The 16,223-nt window shown below is 68.8% G+C and carries 14 protein-coding genes; 6 read left to right on the forward strand and 8 right to left on the reverse strand.

Features of this window, described 5'->3' with window-relative positions; genetic code table 11:
• Positions 1–36 precede the first annotated feature (36 nt).
• Together V5F84_RS05400 and V5F84_RS05405 are read right to left on the reverse strand one after the other, a co-directional pair.
• Positions 37–513: a GNAT family acetyltransferase gene (locus V5F84_RS05400; protein WP_394043700.1), complete on the reverse strand. Its 477-nt coding sequence runs from the start codon at positions 511–513 to the stop codon at positions 37–39.
• 1 nt (position 514) lies between these two features.
• Positions 515–1,555, reverse strand: a complete 1,041-nt coding sequence (locus tag V5F84_RS05405; protein WP_394043701.1) for an L-threonylcarbamoyladenylate synthase — start codon at positions 1,553–1,555, stop codon at positions 515–517.
• A 165-nt stretch (positions 1,556–1,720) separates the two neighbouring features.
• On the opposite strand from V5F84_RS05405, the gene V5F84_RS05410 reads away from it, so the two are divergent.
• On the forward strand, positions 1,721–3,517 hold the full coding sequence (locus V5F84_RS05410; protein ID WP_394043702.1) for an acyl-CoA dehydrogenase family protein: 1,797 nt from the start codon (positions 1,721–1,723) through the stop codon (positions 3,515–3,517).
• Positions 3,518–3,535: 18 nt separating this feature from the next.
• Here the strand turns inward: V5F84_RS05410 and V5F84_RS05415 are convergent, their stop codons facing one another.
• Positions 3,536–4,390: an MBL fold metallo-hydrolase gene (locus tag V5F84_RS05415; protein WP_394043703.1), complete on the reverse strand. Its 855-nt coding sequence runs from the start codon at positions 4,388–4,390 to the stop codon at positions 3,536–3,538.
• Positions 4,391–4,590: 200 nt separating this feature from the next.
• Between V5F84_RS05415 and V5F84_RS05420 the strand changes: the two genes are divergently transcribed.
• Both V5F84_RS05420 and ppdK read left to right on the forward strand, forming a co-directional pair.
• Positions 4,591–4,731, forward strand: a complete 141-nt coding sequence (locus V5F84_RS05420) for a DUF3096 domain-containing protein (RefSeq protein WP_394043704.1) — start codon at positions 4,591–4,593, stop codon at positions 4,729–4,731.
• Between the two features lie 106 nt (positions 4,732–4,837).
• Complete coding sequence (gene ppdK, locus V5F84_RS05425) at positions 4,838–7,516, forward strand: pyruvate, phosphate dikinase (protein WP_394043705.1); 2,679 nt, start codon at positions 4,838–4,840, stop codon at positions 7,514–7,516.
• A 180-nt stretch (positions 7,517–7,696) separates the two neighbouring features.
• Here ppdK and V5F84_RS05430 read toward each other — a convergent pair whose 3' ends face one another.
• Positions 7,697–8,725 carry an LLM class flavin-dependent oxidoreductase gene (locus V5F84_RS05430; protein WP_394043706.1) on the reverse strand — a complete coding sequence of 343 codons (1,029 nt, stop codon included), beginning with the start codon at positions 8,723–8,725 and terminating at the stop codon, positions 7,697–7,699.
• 151 nt (positions 8,726–8,876) lie between these two features.
• The gene (locus V5F84_RS05435; RefSeq protein WP_394043707.1) at positions 8,877–9,536 is read right to left on the reverse strand and encodes a TetR/AcrR family transcriptional regulator; all 660 of its coding nucleotides are present in this window, start codon (positions 9,534–9,536) and stop codon (positions 8,877–8,879) included.
• Between the two features lie 113 nt (positions 9,537–9,649).
• Between V5F84_RS05435 and V5F84_RS05440 the strand changes: the two genes are divergently transcribed.
• Positions 9,650–10,570, forward strand: coding sequence for an SDR family oxidoreductase (locus tag V5F84_RS05440; RefSeq protein WP_394043708.1), 921 nt, complete (start codon positions 9,650–9,652; stop codon positions 10,568–10,570).
• 16 nt (positions 10,571–10,586) lie between these two features.
• Here V5F84_RS05440 and V5F84_RS05445 read toward each other — a convergent pair whose 3' ends face one another.
• From V5F84_RS05445 to V5F84_RS05455, 3 genes are all read right to left on the reverse strand, one after another.
• On the reverse strand, positions 10,587–11,057 hold the full coding sequence (locus V5F84_RS05445; protein WP_394043709.1) for a hypothetical protein: 471 nt from the start codon (positions 11,055–11,057) through the stop codon (positions 10,587–10,589).
• Between the two features lie 320 nt (positions 11,058–11,377).
• The gene (locus V5F84_RS05450) at positions 11,378–12,964 is read right to left on the reverse strand and encodes an MDR family MFS transporter (protein WP_394043710.1); all 1,587 of its coding nucleotides are present in this window, start codon (positions 12,962–12,964) and stop codon (positions 11,378–11,380) included.
• Between the two features lie 115 nt (positions 12,965–13,079).
• Positions 13,080–14,282 (reverse strand): HlyD family secretion protein, encoded by a 1,203-nt coding sequence (locus V5F84_RS05455; RefSeq protein WP_394043711.1) that lies wholly within the window; start codon positions 14,280–14,282, stop codon positions 13,080–13,082.
• A gap of 125 nt (positions 14,283–14,407) precedes the next feature.
• Between V5F84_RS05455 and V5F84_RS05460 the strand changes: the two genes are divergently transcribed.
• Positions 14,408–15,121, forward strand: coding sequence for a TetR/AcrR family transcriptional regulator (locus tag V5F84_RS05460; protein ID WP_394043712.1), 714 nt, complete (start codon positions 14,408–14,410; stop codon positions 15,119–15,121).
• Positions 15,122–15,224: 103 nt separating this feature from the next.
• Complete coding sequence (locus tag V5F84_RS05465) at positions 15,225–16,169, forward strand: hypothetical protein (protein WP_394043713.1); 945 nt, start codon at positions 15,225–15,227, stop codon at positions 16,167–16,169.
• Positions 16,170–16,223 lie beyond the last annotated feature (54 nt).

The following is a 16,223-nucleotide window of genomic DNA, read 5'->3' on the forward strand; positions in this document are numbered from 1 at the left end:
CGCACCTTGAGCCGGGCGGGAAGGGACGGCGGCCGCCTATTTCCCGTCGAGCCGCTTGGTGAAGATGATGCGCGGCTCCTCGATAAACCCGCTGGCGGCGTAGAAGGCGCGCACCTGCTCGTTTTCCGGCCGCACCAGCAGCATCAGCTTGGGCACGCCGCGCGCCTTCAGCCAGTCCTCCGCGGTGTGCGCGAGCGCCCGGCCGAGGCCCTGCCGGGTCAAGGCCGGGTCGACCGCGAGATAATAGATCCAGCCGCGGTGGCCGTCGTGGCCCACCATCACGGAACCCACCACCTTTTCGCCGTCGCGCGCCACGAGAATGGTGGAATGGGGGCCGCGCCGGGCAAGCGCGATGTCGGCGCGCGGATCGTTCCAGGGACGGGTGAGGCCGGCGCGCTCCCACAGCGAGACCAGGGCGTCCACCTCCTCCTCGCGCATATGGCCGATGGGCAGAGCGTGGGGCGGCACGGGGCGCCTCTCGGCGGTCGCGGCCATGTCGGCGGTATCGGCCATGTCAGTCGTCCTCGAAGGAGAGCGGGCGCGGGGCGGCGGCGCGGCCGAGCCGGTCGGCGATGGCTTCCCCGAGACCCTCGCGCGGCAGGGGTACCACGGCGATGCCTTCGGCGCGAAGGCTGTCGAGCTGGCGCAGCGCGCCGTAAAGCCGCGCGGCGGCCTCCACCAGGTCGCCTGCGGGGCTGAGATCGAAAATCGCGACGGCCGCGTGCGAACCCGGCGGGCGGGCGCCGGCGAAGGTAAGCAGCGCCTCGCCCGGCTTCACCTCCCGCGCGTCGAGCCGCACCGCGGCGTGCGGCGCGTAATGGGAGGCGAGGCGGCCCGGCGCCGAGGGGCGTTCGGCATCATCGCCCGCCGCGTCCGGCAAAGCGACGCCGAGCACCGCCGCGATGGCGCCGCGCGAGAGGCCGCCGGGCCGCAGCAAAGCGGGATGGGCGCCGGTGCAATCGACGATGGTGGATTCGACGCCGACACGGGTCGGTCCGGCATCCAGGATCGCATCGATGCGCCCGTCGAGATCGGCCTGCACATGGGCGGCGTCGGTGGGCGAGACATGGCCGGAGAGATTGGCGCTCGGCCCCACCACCGGCACGCCCGCCGCGCGCAGCATGGCCAGGCTCGCCGGATGGGCCGGCACCCGCAGCGCGATGGTGGGCAGGCCTGCGCGCGCGAGATCGCACACCGCGCCCGCGTCGCGATAGGGCACCACCAGCGTCAGCGGCCCCGGCCAGAAGGCGGCGGCGAGCGCCTGCGCGGCCGGGGAGAACACGCCCAGCCGCTCCGCCGCCGCGCTGTCAGGCACGTGGGAGATGAGGGGATTGAAGGCGGGGCGGCCCTTGGCGGCATAGACCTGCGCCACCGCCTGGGCATTGCCGGCATCGGCGCCGAGGCCGTAGACGGTCTCGGTGGGGAAGGCGACCACGCCGCCCGCTCGCAGCAGACGCGCTGCCTCCGCCGCCGCCTCGCCCGGTCCCTTAGCCTTGCCCGGTCCCCTGGCGTCGAGCAAACGGGTGGATTTCGGGGCGGGGCCGGGGACGGTCATGACAGCTGCTCCACGGCCGCCTACGACGAAAGCGGGTGCGGCCGGGTCTTGACGAAGGATCGTCCAGGCGCCGAATTGGTGCCCAACGTTCGCCGCACGGCTTAAGGCCGCATTGCGCGGATGGTCAAGGCGCATGTCGCGCCGCAACAGGTTTCGGAGGTGATGATGCCCTATCGTGCGCCCGTGGAGGATATCTCCTTCTTCCTCAAGCACTGCACCTCGCTTCCGCATCTCATCGCGCAGGGCGAGGTGGACCTGTCCTTCGACCTCATCGACAGCGTGCTGGAGGAAGCCGGCAAGTTCGCCGCGGCGGTCATCGAGCCGCTGGACCGGGTGGGCGACACCAAGGGCAATGTGCTGAAGGACGGCGTGGTCACCACCGCCCCCGGCTGGCGCGAGGCTTATGCCGCCTGGACGCAGGCCGGCTGGAATGCGGTGGCGGCCGAAGAAAAATTCGGCGGCCAGCACCTGCCGAGCGTCGTCACCTCGGCGCTCAACGAATTCTGGAACAGCGCCTCGCCCGCCTTCGGCATCGGCCCGGTGCTCACCATGGGCGCCATCGAGGCGCTCACCGCCCACGGTTCGGCGGCCTTGCAGGGGCTCTTTCTGGAGAAGCTGGTCTCCGGCGCCTGGACCGGCACCATGAACCTTACCGAGCCGCAGGCGGGTTCCGACCTTGCGGCGCTGCGCGCGCGGGCCGAGCGGGCCGGCGACGGCAGCTATCGCCTCTTCGGCACCAAGATCTTCATCTCTTACGGCGAGCACGACATCGCCGAGAACATCGTCCATCTGGTGCTGGCGCGCCTGCCCGACGCGCCCGCCGGCACGCGCGGCATTTCCCTGTTCGTGGTGCCGAAAGTCCTGGTGAATGCGGACGGCACGCTCGGCGCGCGCAACGATGTGAAATGCGTCGGCCTGGAACACAAGCTGGGCCTCCACGGCTCGCCCACCTGCACCATGGTGTTCGGCGACACCGGCGAAGGCGCGGTCGGCTATCTCGTGGGCGAGGAAAATCGCGGCCTCGCCTGCATGTTCACGATGATGAACAATGCCCGCCTCGCGGTGGGCATCCAGGGCGTGGCGGTGGCCGAGCGCGCCACCCAGCGCGCCATTGCGTTTGCCCAGGAGCGCCGGCAGGGCAAGGCGCAGGGCTGGTCCGGCGAGGGCATGGCGCCGATCATCGCCCATCCGGACGTGAAGCGCATGCTGCTCACCATGCGGGCGGAGACCGACGCGGCGCGCGCCATCTGCCTGATGACGGCGGACGCGCTCGACCGGGCGCGGCGCACCGACGACCCCACCGCCAAGGCGGCGGCGACGGCGGAAGCGAGCCTGCTCACCCCGGTGGCCAAGGCCTTTTCCACCGACATGGGCATCGAGGTCGCCTCCACCGGCGTGCAGGTGCACGGCGGCATGGGCTATATTGAGGAGACGGGCGCGGCCCAGCATCTGCGCGATGCCCGCATCTTCGCCATCTATGAGGGCACCAACGGCATCCAGGCCATCGACCTCGTCACCCGCAAGCTGCCCCAGGAGGGCGGCGACGTGGTGGCGAAGCTGATCGGCGATTATCGCACCGTGGCGGAAGCGGTGGCGGCGCTGAACGCGCCGGAATTCGGTCGCGCCGGGGAACAGCTCGCCGCCGCCGTGGATGCCCTCGGCCGCGCCACGCGGGTGATGCTGGATTGGCTCTCCGACGAGCAATCCGCCAATGTGCTGGCGGGGGCGACGCCTTATCTGCGCCTGTTCGCCCGCGCCGCCGGCGGGGCCTATCTGGCGCGCACCGCGCTCGCCGCCCATGCGGCCATCGCCGCCGGCGAGAGCGACCCGCGCCACGCCCGCCGCGTGCTGGTGGCCCGCTTCTTCGCCGAGGATTTGTGCCCGCAGGCGCAGGGCCTGGAGGCGGCGGTGGTCTCCGGCGGCGCGGCGGTGCTCCAGAGCGAGGCCGCGCTGGTGCTGTGAGCCCCGCGGCTTCTGCGCTCAGCGCCCCGGCAGCACGAGCACGGTGGGCTTGGCCGGCAAGGTCTCGCGCGACAGGGTCACGCTCGGCGAGGCCTGGCGGGTGATCACATAGTCGCTGCCGAGGCGGGAGAGGAAATTGTCCAGTCCCCGTGCGCTGAAATAGTGCATGGGGATCACCAGCGGCGCGTTGATGGCCTTCAGCGTTTCCTTCATGCCCTCGATATCGAGCGTGTAGGAGCCGTCCACCGGCGCCAGCACCACGTCGATGCGCCCGAGCGCCTCGATATGGTCTTGCGTCAGCACGTGGTGCAGATGGCCGAGATGGGCGATGCACAGGCCCGCCACCTCGAACACGAACATGGAATTGGCGTCGTAATCGGTGCCGGCGCCGTGGCGGATATTGGTCGGCACGTTGCGGATCCAAACGTCCTCGACGGTGAGGTCGTAATGCGCCGGCTGGCCGTTCTCGCCCCAGCCGCGCAACACATAGGCAATGCCCGGGTCGGGATGGTTCGTGTAATGGGTGTCGTGCGCCCGGTTCATGGTGGCGATCATCGGCACGACGGCGGGGCGGACATAATCATTATAGTCGGTGGCGATGGTGACGCCCGCCGGGCTCTCGATCAGGAAGGTGGAATGGCCGACGAAGGTGAGCTGCACCTCGCGGCTCGCCTCGGCCCGCCGTTCGTCCGCAATCTGCCGGAAGGCGGCGGACCATACCCGCGGCATGGCCCGCAAGGGCTGATCCTGCGCCACCATGCGGGGGCATTTTTCCGGCGGCTCGGCGGCGCGCGCCGGGCTGACCATGGGGAATATTCCCAAAGGGAAGACGAAGAGCAGCATCGCCCCGACCAGCGCCGCCATCTGCCGCATGGATCCGCCTCCCCCGTGCCGGTTGACCCCTGATGACGGCACACAAGGGCACGCTCCGCAATCCGCACGCCTTCACACCGGCGTGACGCGATGCCGGCTGGTTGCTGCGATGCGAAAGCAGGGGTGGAACAAGGCGCGCCGTTCTGGTCTTTCTAGCGCGAGCGCAGCCGATGCGGCGGCGCCTGAACAAGGTGGCGAAAATGACCCTGAGTATCGTTGCTCTCCAGCCGATCGTCGCCCTGGTGGCCGGCATCCTGATTCTGCTGTTTCCCCGCCTGCTCAACATGGTCGTGGCGATCTATCTGATCGCAATCGGAATTCTCGGATTGATGCCGCACTGAAAGGCAAAATGATCGGCTGCGCCTAAGGGTGCAGTTGATGGCGGGAGCTGAGCGGGCTAAAGCATCCGCGCTCTTTGAAATGCGCGTCACCCTAAGGGATCTCCAGATGACGAAATGGGTCTACTCCTTCGGCGATGGTAAGGCCGAGGGGAAAGCCGAGATGCGGAACCTCCTTGGCGGCAAGGGTGCGAACCTTGCCGAAATGGCCAATCTGGGCCTGCCCGTTCCTCCCGGCTTCACCATTCCGACCGAGGTCTGCACTTATTATTACGCGCATGGCGAGACCTATCCCCCGGAGCTGAAGGCCGACGTGGATGCCGCCCTGGACCAGGTGGGCGCGCTCACCGGCCGCAAGTTCGGCGATCCCGAGAACCCGCTGCTGGTCTCCGTGCGCTCCGGCGCCCGCGCCTCCATGCCCGGCATGATGGACACGGTGCTGAACCTCGGCCTCAATGACGAGACCGTGGAAGCCGTCGCCAAGTCGTCCGGCGACCGGCGCTTCGCCTATGACAGCTACCGCCGCTTCATCACCATGTATTCCGACGTGGTGCTGGGCGTGGACCACCACCATTTCGAAGACCTGCTGGAATCCTACAAGCTCAAGCACGGCCATACGCTCGACACCGACCTGTCGGCGGACGACTGGGCGGCGCTGGTGGTGCAGTACAAGGCCAAGGTCCAGGAAGAGCTGGGCTCGCCGTTCCCGCAGGATCCCCATGCCCAGCTGTGGGGCGCCATCGGCGCGGTGTTCGGCTCCTGGATGAACCAGCGCGCCATCACCTACCGCCGCCTGCACTCCATTCCCGAAGCCTGGGGCACGGCCGTGAACGTGCAGGCCATGGTGTTCGGCAATATGGGCGAGACCTCGGCCACCGGCGTCGCCTTCACGCGCAATCCCTCCACCGGCGAACATGCGCTCTATGGCGAGTTCCTGGTGAATGCGCAGGGCGAGGACGTGGTGGCGGGCATCCGCACCCCGCAGGACCTGACCGAGAAGGCGCGCAAGGAAGCCGGCTCCGACAAGCCCTCCATGGAACTGGCGCTGCCCGAGGCGTTCAAGGAATTCGAGCGCATCTCCAAGGTGCTGGAAACCCATTACCGGGACATGCAGGACCTGGAATTCACCGTCGAGAAGGGCAAGCTCTGGATGCTCCAGACGCGCTCCGGCAAGCGCACCGCCAAGGCGGCGCTGCGCATCGCGGTGGAACTCGCCGCCGAAGGGCTGATCACCCAGGAAGAGGCGGTCGCCCGCGTCGATCCCGCCTCCCTCGACCAGCTCCTGCACCCGGCCATCGACCCGAAGGCCGACCGCAAGGTGGTGGCGAGCGGCCTGCCGGCCTCGCCCGGCGCGGCCTCCGGCGCCATCGTGTTCTCCGCCGACGAGGCGGAAGCCATGAAGGAGCAGGGCCGCAAGGTCATCCTGGTGCGCGTGGAAACCTCGCCGGAAGACATCCACGGCATGCACGCCGCCCAGGGCATCCTCACCTCGCGGGGCGGCATGACCTCGCACGCGGCGGTGGTCGCGCGCGGCATGGGCAAGCCCTGCGTCTCCGGCGCGGGCGCGCTGCGCATCGATTATGCCGCGCAGACCCTCACCGTCTCCGGCCAGACCTTCAAGAAGGGCGACATCCTCACCATCGACGGCTCCACCGGCCAGGTGCTGGCGGGCGAGGTGGCGATGCTCCAGCCCGAACTGTCGGGCGAGTTCGCGACCCTCATGGGCTGGGCCGACAAGGTGCGCCGCCTGAAGATCCGCGCCAATGCGGAAACCCCGGCCGACGCCCGCATGGCCCGCTCGTTCGGCGCCGAGGGCATCGGCCTCTCGCGCACCGAGCACATGTTCTTCGACGCCGGCCGCATTCTCGCCGTGCGCGAGATGATCCTCGCGGACGACGAGGCCGGCCGCCGCTCGGCGCTGGCCAAGCTGCTGCCCATGCAGCGGGCGGATTTCGTCGAGCTGTTCGAGATCATGAAGGGCCTGCCCGTCACGATCCGCCTGCTCGACCCGCCGCTGCACGAGTTCCTGCCCCACACCGACGCGGAAGTGGCGGAAGTCGCGAAAAGCCTCAATGTGGACGTGGAGCGCATCCAGCGTCGCCAGAAGGAGCTGCACGAGGTCAATCCCATGCTCGGCTTCCGCGGCTGCCGCATCGCCATCGCCTTCCCCGAGATCGCGGAAATGCAGGCGCGCGCCATCTTCGAGGCGGCGGTGATCGCCGCCAAGACCACGGGCGAAGCCGTGGTGCCGGAGGTCATGGTGCCGCTGATCGCCACCAAGGCCGAGTTCGACATCGTCAATGCCGTGATCCAGAAGACCGCCAAGGCGGTGGAGGAAGAGACCGGCGCGACCCTCACCTTCCAGGTAGGCACCATGATCGAATTGCCGCGCGCCGCCCTGCGCGCCGAGGAGATCGCCGAGACGGCGGAATTCTTCTCCTTCGGCACCAACGACCTCACCCAGACCTGCTACGGCGTTTCGCGCGACGACGCGGGCACCTTCCTTGGGCCCTATGTGCAGAAGGGCATCATCGAGGTGGACCCCTTCGTCTCGATCGACGTGGAAGGCGTGGGCGAACTGGTGAAGATCGGCGTCGAGCGCGGCCGCAAGTCGCGTCCGAACATCAAGCTCGGCATCTGCGGCGAGCATGGCGGCGATCCGGCTTCGGTCGCCTTCTGCGACGAGGTGGGGCTGGACTATGTGTCCTGCTCGCCGTTCCGCGTCCCCATCGCCCGCCTCGCGGCGGCGCAGGCGGCGCTGGGCAAGAAGGCCGCCAGCCAGGCGTGAGGCTGAAGTCCCCCGCTCACCGCAGAATCCCTCTCCCGCTTGCGGGGGAGGGCCAGGGAGGGGGAAAGCGGCGATGACGCCGGACCTGCAACGCCGCCCTGCTTGAGGTGCCCCCACCCCAACCCTCCCCCGCAAGCGGGAGAGGGAGCCGGGTGGGAGAGGGGGCTTCGCCCGGCGTCCTCAGGCCAGCATCTCGCGCACCATCGGCATCACCTTGGTGCCGTACAGCTCGATGCAGCGCATGAGGCGGCCGTGGGGGATGGGGCCGGCGGAATATTTCAGATCGAACCGGTCGAGGCCGAGCGCCTTCGCGGTCGCGGCGATCTTGCGGGCGACGGTCTCGGGCGCGCCGACATAAAGCGAGCCGTGCGCGATCTCGTGCTCGAATTCGTCCCGCCCCATGGGCGACCAGCCGCGCTCCGCCCCGATGCGGTCGCGCATTTCCTTGTAATCGGAGAATAATTCCTCGCGCGCCTGCTCGTCCGTGTCGGCGACATAGCCGGGCGAATGGGCGCCGATGGGCAGCGTCGGCTTGCCGAGCTGGCCGAGCGCGCGGTGATAGAGATCCACATAGGGCCGGAACCGCTTGGGATCGCCGCCGATGATGGCGAGCATGAGCGGCAGGCCGTAGCGCGCCGCCCGCACCACGGATTCCGGCGTGCCGCCGACCCCGATCCAGGTCTTCAGCGTGCCGCGCTCGATCGGCGGGACCACGCTCTGGTCCTTGAGCGGTGGGCGGTGCGTGCCCTCCCAGGTCACCGGCGCGTTCGCCAGCAGGGCGGCGAACAGGTCCAGCTTTTCCGAGAACAGGGTCTCGTATTGCGCCATGGGAAAGCCGAACAGCGGGAAGCTCTCGGTGAAGGAGCCGCGCCCCAGGATCACCTCGGCGCGCCCGTTGGAGACGGCATCGAGGGTCGAGAAGCGCTGGAACACACGGATCGGGTCGTCGGAGGAAAGCACGGTGACCGCCGAGCCGAGGCGGATGCGGGCGGTCTGGCCGGCGATCGCGGCCAGCACCACGTCCGGGGCGGAAATGGCGAAGTCCGCCCGGTGATGTTCGCCGAGGCCGATGAAATCCACGCCGACCTGATCGGCCAGCACGGCCTGGGCGACCACTTCGCGGAGCACGTGGGCATGGGGCGTCAGGGTGCCGTCGGGCGCACGGGTCACATCGCCGAACGTGTCGAGGCCGAGTTCAAGATGGGGCACGGGAGAAGGCTCCGATAAGACTTTGCAGCTTCATATCAGAGTTCGCGGGCGGCCTGCGTTGCCCCGGTGCAAGGTGCATTTGCACCCCTGCACCGCTCCACCTGCGAGGCGGGGCCGGGCATATCCGCCGCGATGATGGGCAGGCCGGCGCTCAGGCGCTCAGTTCGCTTCGCATCTGGGCGAACGCCTCGCGCAGATGGTCCACCATGGGCCGCTGCCCGCCGCTCGCGCTCCACGCCTCGGCCGCGAGACGCAGCGCGCCGATGCTCACCATGGCCACCATGCGCAAGGCGCCGGCACGCGCGGGATCCGGCCAGCGGGCCATGAGCGCCGCATGGAGCGCGCGTTCCTGGCGCTCATATTTCCCCTGCTTGCGCGCGCGCAGCGCCTCGGTGGAGCGCAGCAGCCTGTCGATGGCGATGGCCTGGTCGCTCTCATAGCGGGAGATCACTGCCTCCAGCGCGAGGCGAACGGTTTCAAGCGGGGTCTCCGCCTCCGGCTGGGCGGCGAAGGCGACGAGGAACAGGTCGTCGATGCCCGCCTCCCACGCCAGGAGGAGGGCTTCCTTGCTGTCGAAATAATGAAAGAAGGTGCGGCGCGAGATGCCGGCGGCGTCGGCGATGGCGTCGAGCGTGGTGGCCTCGAAGCCCTGCGCCAGGAACAGGCGAAGCCCCGCCTCCGCGATGCGGGCGAGGGTTTCGCGGCGTTTGCGCGCGCGCAGGCCCCCGGCGGGCGCGCTTTCGGCGGATTCGCCCTCGGGAAAAGTCTCAGGCGCCGAAACAGGCGGCACGGTGGGAAGCGGATCGCTCATCCTTTGCTCATCGCATATTGGGCGGCGCGCCTCATTCAATAAATTTACCCCCTTTGCAAATTTGCACTCAGTGCATATTATTCGGATATCGAACCAACAGCGAGCGTTTCATCGTGTCGAACTGGTCAATCAAGAATATCCCACCCCAGGCCGGCCGCCTTGCGATCGTCACCGGGACCGGCGGGCTCGGTTACGAGACCGCGCTGGCGCTGGCGGGCAAGGGAGGCGAGGTGATCCTCGCGGGACGCAACGCGCAGAAGGGGGCCGCGTCGGTGGGGCAGATCCGGGCGGCCGCTCCCGGGGCCGCGATCCGCTTCGAGATGCTGGATCTGGCCGATCTCGCCTCGATCGCCGCCTTCGGCGCCCGGATGCTCGCCGCCGGCCGGCCGCTCGACATTCTGGTGAACAATGCCGCCGTCATGTCCCCGCCCGACCGGCGGGAAACCGCGGACGGGTTCGAGCTGCAGTTCGGCACCAATTATCTCGGCCATTTCGCCTTGACCGCGCATCTGCTGCCGCTGCTGCGGCAGGCGCCGGCGCCGCGCGTGGTCAATCTTTCCAGCCTCGCCCATCGCGGCGGGCAGATCGATTTCGCCGATCTGCAAGGCGCGCACCCCTACAAGCCGTGGAAGGCCTATTCCCAGTCCAAGCTCGCCATGCTCATGTTCGCGCTGGAATTGCAGCGCCGCAGCGATGCCGCCGGTTGGGGCCTGATGAGCAATGCCGCGCATCCGGGCTACGCCCGCACCGATCTCATTCCCAATGGCCCCGGAACGGATCGTTTCCTGTGGCAGATCAACAAGATCCTCCAGCCCTATGTGAGTCATTCCGCCGCCGCCGGCGCCCTGCCCACCCTGTTCGCCGCCACCGCCCCGGAGGCCGTGGGCGGCGGCTATTACGGGCCCGACTGGTTCTACGAGCTGAAGGGGCCGCCGAAGGCGGCGCGCATCATGCCCCAGGCGCAGGATCGCGCCGTCGCGGCCCGCCTGTGGGACGTGTCGCAGGAGCTGACCGGCATTTCCTTCCCCGCGTGAGGACGAGGCCGCCGCCTCACTGCGCCTTGTCGTGCTCGCCCATCCCCACCGCCTTGTAGTCGTAGGTGGGGTAGAATTCCGTGCGGTAGGCGCCCCAGGCGGTGTCTTCCAGCACGCGGTTCACTTCGCGGATGCGCGAGGCCGGCAGGCGCAGGGTGATGACCTGGCCGATGCCCATGGCCACATACCAGCTCACGACCTCCATCCCCGCCGGCGGAAAGGCCTTGTAGAAGCCCTGCCGCGCGAGCTGGGCGTTGAGTTCGCTCAAGGGGCGGGACTGGTCGTGCTTCAGGAACACGGTCAGCAGGATGGCATTGTCCGCCGTCGCTGTGGCCGAGCCCGCCTGCGGGGCGGCGGTGGTGGCCGGCGCGGCGGGGGATTGGGCGTGCGCCCCGGCGGCGAAGGAGAGCGCGCCCGTCGCCGCCAGGACGGCGGCGAGCAGGCGGGGCAGGGGAGAGGAGGGGGCGATGAGTCGGGCAATGGACATTGGGCGCCTCTGGCCTTGAAAGCACGCGGAGTATGGGTCCCCGCGCGCCGTGGTCAAAGCCTCCCACCGCCGTCCCGAGGTGACGAATCCGCGAGCTTGCCGGCTCAGGATCAATCGGCATCAGCGCGGCGGGAGCATCCGAAAGCCGGTGCGCGCCGTTCTTCCTGCGTCTTTCGTTCATCGCCCGTCATGCGTCATGGCCGGGACGAGCCGGTGCATGACGATGTCTTCCACTGGAGCCCGCCGCCCTCACGCGATGCCGGGCGCCCGGGCCTTCCGCCGTCGCTTGCGATCCGCCCGGGCATCGCCGCCCGCGCGGCTCAGTGCGCCCCGGCCGCCGCCCCGCCGCCCGAGCCCTTGCCGGTGAGGATCACCGCCCCCGCCGCCACCAGCAGCACCACGCCGATGATGGCGAAGGTGTCGCTGTAGCTCATCACCAGCGCCTGCCGCTTGACGATGTTGCCGAGATAGATGATCGCCTGGTGGTGCGCCGCGTCCATGTCCGGGATGCCGTGCTGCATGAAATAGGTCTGCATCACCGCCAGCCGGTCGCGCACCGCGCCGCCGAATTCCGTCACCGACTGGCCGATGAGGTTGGAGTGGAACTGCTCGCGCTTGGTCACGATGGTGGCGAGCACCGCAGTGCCCACCGCCCCGCCGAGGTTGCGCAGCATGTTGAAGATGCCCGAGGCCGCCGCGCTGTCCGCCCGCGCGATATTGCGCATGGCGATGCCGCTCAGCGGCGCCAGGATCACCGCCTGGCCGACGGCGCGCACGATATTGGGCCAGAACAATTGGTCGCCGGCATAATCGACGCTCATATGGGTGTTCATGAAGCAGCTGATGGCGAAGATCACCAGCCCCGCGAACACCACGAAGCGCGCATCCACCCGCTTCAGCAGCATGGGCACGAGCGGGATCAGGACCAGCTGCGGCAGGCCGACCCAGGCCATCACCGAGCCGATCTGCTCGGAATTATAGCCCTGCACCTGCCCGAGATATTGCGGCAGGACGAACACCGAGCCGTAGAGGGCAAATCCCACCATCACGTTGGCGACCGTTCCGAGGGCGAAATTGCGGTCCGCGAGCACGCGCAGGTTCACCGCGGGCTTCTTCACGCGGAACTCGATGATCAGGAACAAGGTGAGGAACACCGCCGCCACCAGGGCCATGCGGGTGATGAAGGGCGAGCCGAACCAGTCGTTCTTATTGCCTTCCTCCAGCACGGTTTGCAGCGCCGCGAGCCCGATTGCCATGGTGCCGATGCCGAACCAGTCGCCCTCCTTCAACAGGGGGAGATTCATGGGCTCGCGGTCGAGCGTGAAGAACAGCGCGGTGAGCATGGCGGCGCCGGGCACGAGATTGATGAAGAAGATGTACTGCCAGCCGTAATTCTCGGTCAGATAGCCGCCGATGGTCGGGCCGATGGCGGGGGCGAAGGTCGCGGTGAGCGCGAACATGGCCATGCCCACCGGCTGCTGCGGCTTCGGCAGCTTGGTGAGGGTATAGGTGAAGGCCATGGGAATCATGACGCCGCCGCAGAAGCCCTGGAAGCCGCGCAGCACGATCATCTGGCTGAGGTTCTGCGCGAAGGCGCAGGCCGCCGAGAAGGTGAGGAACAGCGCCGCGTTCACCATCAGGAACAGGCGGAAGGAAAACACCCGGCTGAGATAATCGGTGAGGGGGATGACGATGATCTCGCCGATGAGATAGGCGGTGGAGATCCAGGCGCCATTGTCCGCGCCCGTGCCGATGCCGCCCTCGATATTGGCGAGGGAGGAATTGGTGATCTGGATGTTCAGCACCGCCATGAAGGCGCCGAGCATGGTGCCCATCACCGCGATCCAGACGCGGGCGGGGGCCTTTGCCGGCATCGGCGCGGGGGCGGAGGTTGCGGTCTGGGACATGATCGAAAGTCCGGTGGCGCGGCGGGCGCGCCTTCATTCAAATGCACGCGATCCCGCGCGCGGGTCGTCATCGACGCGGCGCGCCGGAACGGGCGCCGAACCGTCGGCCGGCGCCTCAAGAGGCGTCGGCGGTCGCCTGCGGCACCGGCTTCACTGTCACGGTGGGCACCACCGACATGCCGGGCCGCAGCCGGCCGGCCAGCGGGCTCTGCGGGTCGATGGTGATCTTCACCGGGATGCGTTGCACGATCTTGGTGAAATTGCCGGTGGCATTGTCCGGCGGCAGCAGGGCGAACACCTGCCCGCTGGCGGGCGCGACGCTATCCACATGGCCGGTGACTTCCGCCCCCGGGAAGGTGTCCACCTCTATCGCCACCGTCTGGCCCTTGCGCACGTCGGTGAGCTGGGTTTCCTTGAAATTGGCGATGATATAGGCCCCCTGCAGGGGCACGAGCGCCATCAGCTGGGTGCCGGCCTGGACGAACTGGCCGACGCGCAGGCTGCGGTTGCCCACCACCCCGTCCTCGGGGGCGACGATCTGCGTATAGCTGAGGTTCAGCTGCGCCTGCTGAAGCACCGCCTCGGTGTGGGCGAGGGTGGCCTTGGCCTTGTCGAGCTGGGCATTGAGCGTGTTCACCTGCTTCTGGGCGGCCACCAGCGCGGCCTCGTCCTTCTGCACGGTGGCTTTCGCGGCGGCGATCTTGGCGGTCGCCTGCTGGGCGTTCTGCAAGCTGCCGAAGCCGCTCTTGGCCAGGGTGTTGTAGCGGGTGCTGTCCTGCTCGGCGAAGGTCTCGTTGGCCTTGTCGGTGTCGAGCGTGGCGCGCGCGCCGTCGATCACGGCCTTCTGCTGGTCGAGCAGGGCCTCGATATTGGCGACGTCGGCCTTGGCGCCGGCGAGGTCTGCGTTCGCCTGGGCGAGGGCGACCTGATAGTCGCGGTCGTCGATGCGGGCGAGCACCTGGCCCTGGTGCACCGCTTCGTTGTCGCTCACCAGGACGGCGCCGATATAGCCGCCCACCTTGGGCGCCACGGTCACGACATCCGCCTGCACATAGGCATCGTCGGTGGATTCCTGGAAGCGGCCCACGGTCCAGTAATGCCAGCCGAAATAGCCGCCGCCCGCCAGCAAGGCGAGGAGGGCGGCCCCGGCGAGCAGGCGCTTGCGGGAGCTGCGCGGCGGGGTGGTGCCGGTGTCGGGATCGTCCTGCGCGGCGGGCTGCGCCGGGGCCGGAGCCGGGGCCGCCGGCTGCGGGACGGCTTCGTCTTGCGGAACCGGGCGCTCGGCCTTCAGCTCCGCGGGATTGGTCGGGCGGGTCATTGGGGTTTGCTCCTCACCATGCCGCGGTGATCCGGCGGCTCGGCGGTGTAACGCTTTACGAAACGAATTCGTTTCCTATATATGCCCAAAGTAATCTGGGCTTCAAGCCGCGAGGAGATGAATCTTTGTCCAAACCCACTGCCGCGCGGGCCGGGGGCGCCGAGCAGCCGCGCGCCACGCCGCCGGTCGCCTGTCCCGGCGAGGCCGCGGCGTGCCGTCCGCGCGGCCGGCCCCAGGTGCGGCCCGACGCGGAAACCGCCCGCCTGGTGCTTCTGGCGGCGGAGCAAGCCTTCGCCGAGCGCGGCTATGCCGACACCACCATCGATGAGGTGGCCAAGGCCGCCGGGGTGGCGAAGAAGACCGTGTATCGCCTGTTCGGCGGCAAGGCCGACCTGCTGGGCGGCATCATTCGCGCCCGCGCCGACACCTTCACCATGAGCATCAAGGCCGAGACCGACGACGTGCCGATCGCGCAGGCCCTGTTCGAGATTCTGGAGGAATTCACCCGCCTGGTGCTCTCGCCCGAGGCGATCGCGCAGAATCGGCTGAGCGTGGCGGAGGCCCAGCGCTTTCCCGAGGTCGCCGCCGCCTTCTACGAACATGGCCGCCTGCACACCACGAAGGCCCTGGCGGAATGGCTGGCGCACCAATGCGCGCGCGGGCTGATCACCCTCGACGATCCCTTCACCGCCGCCAGCATTCTCCTGAGCATGGCGGCCGACGAGCCGCTGCGGCGCACCACCCTCGGGATCTCGGTGCCGGTCTTCGATGCCAAGAGCCGCAAGCGCATCGCCACCTGCGTGTCCCTGTTCCTCGACGGCTGCCGCACGGCGGGCTGAAGCGGCGGCGCGCATTGCGCTGGACGCCGGCGCCGGCTTGGCGGAACATTCGCTCCGCCTGCCGGCCGCGTGCCGGCGCGCGCGGAGCCTGGGGGCGGGCGACATGGATTTCTCGGTTCTGCGAGCCTTCGCCATGGTGCTGCGCACCTGGCCGTTCCTGCTGCTGCGGCTCGCCCTCTCGGCGATGGTCATGGTGTCCTACGCCTTCGGCATCGGCGCCGGCGCGGGTCTCGGCTGGGGCATCGGCGCCCTGTGGCCGCCGGACGGGGAGGCCATGGGCGCGCTGATCGGCGCGTTAGCCGGCTTCTGCTCCATCGCGGTCGTGTGGGTGTGGCTGCGGGCCTATCTGGTCTATCTGCTGAAGGGCGGGCATGTGGCGGCGCTGGTTGCGGCGCTGGACGGTGCGCCGCTGCCGCACGGCTTCGGGCAGATCGGCTTCGCGCTGGAGGTGGTGCGGGCGCGGTTCCTGGAGATCAATGCCCTGTTCGTGCTGGACCAGCTGATCAAGGGGGCGGTGGGGGCGGTCACCGCCCTGGTGAGCGTCGTCACGGGCGTCTCGGGCCTGCCGGGCCTTGGCCCCCTCGCGAACTTCCTCAATGCGGTGATCCGCATGTCCACCCTGTTCGTGGACGAATTGATCCTCGCCTATAATCTGCGCACCGCCTCCACGGATCCCTGGTCAACCGCCCAGGACGCGGTGGTGCTCTATGCGCAGAATGCCTGGACGGTGCTGCGCAATGCGCTCGTGCTGACGCTGCTGATGGGGCTGTTCGCGCTCGGCCTTTTCGTGCTGCTGCTGGCGCCGGCCGGCGCGCTGGTGCTGATGGTGCCGGGCGCGGTCTCGACCGGCAGCGCGGTGGTGGCGCTCGTGGGCGCGCTCGCCTTCACCCATGCGGTGTGGGAACCGTTCTGCATCGCCTGCCTGATGCAGGTCTATTTCGGCGCCATCGCCGGCCAGCGGCCGGACCCGGAGTGGCGCGCCCGGCTCGACGGCGCCTCCGCAAAATTCGCCGCGCTCGGGCGCCGGGCCGTCGGCGCGGCTGCATGAAGCGCAATTACAACCTTTGAGCCGTCTCAAAATGATTCCGTGGTTCGTTGGATA

The organism is Roseixanthobacter liquoris (assembly GCF_043195135.2).
Taxonomy (GTDB): Bacteria; Pseudomonadota; Alphaproteobacteria; order Rhizobiales; family Xanthobacteraceae; genus NCEH01.

Bases quoted from the DNA above. Each gene is read 5' to 3' on its own strand.
- V5F84_RS05400 (WP_394043700.1), bottom strand. From the start codon at position 513: ATGGCCGATACCGCCGACATGGCCGCGACCGCCGAGAGGCGCCCCGTG.
- V5F84_RS05405 (WP_394043701.1), bottom strand. From the start codon at position 1,555: ATGACCGTCCCCGGCCCCGCCCCGAAATCCACCCGTTTGCTCGACGCC.
- V5F84_RS05410 (WP_394043702.1), top strand. From the start codon at position 1,721: ATGCCCTATCGTGCGCCCGTGGAGGATATCTCCTTCTTCCTCAAGCAC.
- V5F84_RS05415 (WP_394043703.1), bottom strand. From the start codon at position 4,390: ATGCGGCAGATGGCGGCGCTGGTCGGGGCGATGCTGCTCTTCGTCTTC.
- V5F84_RS05420 (WP_394043704.1), top strand. From the start codon at position 4,591: ATGACCCTGAGTATCGTTGCTCTCCAGCCGATCGTCGCCCTGGTGGCC.
- ppdK (WP_394043705.1), top strand. From the start codon at position 4,838: ATGACGAAATGGGTCTACTCCTTCGGCGATGGTAAGGCCGAGGGGAAA.
- V5F84_RS05435 (WP_394043707.1), bottom strand. From the start codon at position 9,536: ATGAGCGATCCGCTTCCCACCGTGCCGCCTGTTTCGGCGCCTGAGACT.
- V5F84_RS05445 (WP_394043709.1), bottom strand. From the start codon at position 11,057: ATGTCCATTGCCCGACTCATCGCCCCCTCCTCTCCCCTGCCCCGCCTG.
- V5F84_RS05450 (WP_394043710.1), bottom strand. From the start codon at position 12,964: ATGTCCCAGACCGCAACCTCCGCCCCCGCGCCGATGCCGGCAAAGGCC.
- V5F84_RS05455 (WP_394043711.1), bottom strand. From the start codon at position 14,282: ATGACCCGCCCGACCAATCCCGCGGAGCTGAAGGCCGAGCGCCCGGTT.
- V5F84_RS05465 (WP_394043713.1), top strand. From the start codon at position 15,225: ATGGATTTCTCGGTTCTGCGAGCCTTCGCCATGGTGCTGCGCACCTGG.